Here is a 2,056-nt window from a genome sequence, read left to right on the forward strand (position 1 = left end):
ATTTAGAGTAATAAATTAATATATTCGATTTCTATAAATTTTAAAGACATAAATCCAAATATAATGTTTATGAGAATCCTAAAAAGTGAAAAAATTAATAAAAAAATCCGAAAAAATTACTGACATTTCACTGACAAATGAACGATTTATACTTATATAAATGTTGAAAAAGCTATGTTGCTAAAAAAAGGCATAAAATAATATATTTTATGCCTTTTGATGTAAATATAAGAATATATACTATTTAAAATATAATAACATATATTCATTATATTTAGAAAAGAATTTTATTCCTATTGTGTATGAGAAGAATACTATTTTTTTATATTGGAATAATAATAGTAAATCTATAATATAGAAAAGAGGTATTTATAGTATGCATGAAAATAAAAAGAATCTATTAGATGGAAGCTTGGCTCAATATAATGATGCAGCAGTACCAAAAATACCAGTATTTGCTGGTAACGATATAACTTCAGAAGTTTATTATTTTAAACCTAATCAAGTTCTTAATGCCCATAGACATCCTAATGGTGAACAAATATTTGTTTTCTTAAAAGGAGAAGGGAAAATGAAACTTGGAGAACATGAATGTAATGTAAAAAAGGGTGACACTGTTTTTGTGCCAACAGGAGAATGGCATGAAATTACTAATGGAAGCAACGAGGAAATGGTTGCTGTTCAAATTACAAAAATCAATGCTGGAGCAGAATACAGAGGATAGATATATAGGTATTTTCACGATACTTTGATTTCTATTTTTTAATATAAACTTTAATCTCACTTATAAAAAGAGTCTTTCAAAAGACTCTTTTTATAATTTTTATAAGCTTTTAGTTAAAACTGATACATATTTATTTTATATTTTTTATCGCATTATTTGCAAACTCAGTGTTTACAATGTCTTTGTAAGGTGCTTCTTTGTCTAATTCCTTAGCTTCTTTCATAACATCCATTAGTTTGTTTAAGCCTTCTTCTTTTAATACAGGGTTTTGAGACCATGCATCTATTGACTTATATCTATCTACAACTGTTATTAAATCTTCTAGAGATATATCTTCAAAGAAAGGTTGCATAGCTTCGGCGATTTCCTTACTAGGAGCTTTTTGAACCCATAATTGCCCTCTATAAACAGCATTTGTAAATCTTTGAATTAAATCTTTATTATTTTTCATGTAAGATCTTGTAGTAGAATAAGCTGTAAATGGTATTTCTCCAGAATCTTTTCCTATGGATGTCACTATATATCCACTACCTTCTTTTTCCATAGCAGTTGCTGTAGGTTCAAATGCTGTTGTAAAGTCACCTTCACCACCTGCAAAAGCTCCAGCCATTACTCCAAATTGTACATCAGTTCTTACATTAACATTGCCTGCTTTTAAATTTTCTCCAATAGTAAGTCCTTTGTCTTTTAGAACATATTCAAAAGTCATTAGTGGAACTCCACCTTTTCTACCACCTAATATTTCTTTACTTTTCAAATCATCATAGGAGAAATTAGGCATTTTTTCTCTGGCAACTAAAAAACTACCATCTCTTTTAGTTAATTGAGCAAAATTTACAGCATAATCGTTTTTGTTTTGATTATATACATATATGGAAGCTTCAGGACCCATTAAGCCTACATTTGCTTCACCTGAAATTAAAGCTGCCATAGTTTTATCCGCACCTTGAGTGTTTATAAGGTCGACCTTTATTCCTTCATCCTCAAAGAATCCTTTTGTAATAGCAGCATATTGTGGAGCATAAAAAACAGAATGAGTAACTTCTGCAATAGTTACTTTATCTAAGTCTTTAGATGAAGCAGACTTATCATTTTCATCATTAGAGTTAAAATCACATCCAGTTAAGCATATTGTGCTCATAACAATAGAACTTGCAATTGCGATTATTTTTTTAAACATAATAAATACCTCCCATAAGACATCCGAATAATATATAATATTAAATATTTATTATAGTTGTTACAAAAATACATACATCTAAAATTTATTTCTACAAGAACTTAAAAATATTTTTTTTATTTGAATTTTTCAAGTAATCGATTATATTAAAT

General features: G+C 27.9%; 2 protein-coding genes. One reads left to right on the forward strand and one right to left on the reverse strand.

Annotated features, from left to right (window positions below):
• Positions 1-376 precede the first annotated feature (376 nt).
• A complete protein-coding gene (locus tag KGF50_RS21235) occupies positions 377-724 on the forward strand; it encodes a cupin domain-containing protein (RefSeq protein WP_227849901.1) in 348 nt (115 codons plus the stop codon).
• Positions 725-854: 130 nt separating this feature from the next.
• Here the strand turns inward: KGF50_RS21235 and KGF50_RS21240 are convergent, their stop codons facing one another.
• A complete protein-coding gene (locus KGF50_RS21240; protein ID WP_227849902.1) occupies positions 855-1,904 on the reverse strand; it encodes an ABC transporter substrate-binding protein in 1,050 nt (349 codons plus the stop codon).
• Between the last annotated feature and the right edge of the window lie 152 nt (positions 1,905-2,056).

The sequence above is a fragment of the Clostridioides sp. ZZV15-6598 genome (assembly GCF_020657705.1).
Taxonomy (GTDB): Bacteria; Bacillota; Clostridia; order Peptostreptococcales; family Peptostreptococcaceae; genus Clostridioides; species Clostridioides difficile_F.

Excerpts from the sequence above, each read along its gene's own strand:
- KGF50_RS21235 (WP_227849901.1), top strand. The coding sequence starts at position 377 with ATGCATGAAAATAAAAAGAATCTATTAGATGGAAGCTTGGCTCAATAT.
- KGF50_RS21240 (WP_227849902.1), bottom strand. The coding sequence starts at position 1,904 with ATGTTTAAAAAAATAATCGCAATTGCAAGTTCTATTGTTATGAGCACA.